The organism is Rhizobium sp. 3T7, assembly GCF_020166565.1.
Lineage (GTDB): Bacteria > Pseudomonadota > Alphaproteobacteria > Rhizobiales > Rhizobiaceae > Rhizobium.
Map to the genome: position 1 here is coordinate 1 of NZ_JAIQXS010000073.1, position 336 is coordinate 336.

1 protein-coding gene is annotated in these 336 nt (G+C 62.5%); it reads left to right on the plus strand.

The window, feature by feature from the left end:
* Positions 1-336 (plus strand): hypothetical protein (locus tag K9B32_RS28900; protein ID WP_224568821.1); only part of this gene is annotated, 336 nt, incomplete at both ends.

Sequence of the window (336 nt, forward strand, 5' to 3'; positions counted from 1 at the left end):
TTCCACCGAAGGGCGTGACATCATCGACGGCGGCCGCGACACCGACACCGTTCGGATCGTGGGCGACGCGAGCGCCGAGGCCTTCCGGGTCTATGCCCGGCTTGATGCGATCGCAGCCGGCATCACGGTCGCGGCAGCCACCGAGATCGTGATCACGCGCGGTGCCGCGGTCGTTGCGGAACTTGCGAATATCGAGGAGATCCAGATCACCGGTGGCGGTGGTGGCGATACCTTCCAGGTGATCGGCAATTTCGCGGCGACCACATTGTTCACCAACACCATCACGATCGATGGTTCGACGGGTAACGATACGGTCGATATCTCGACACTGACCTC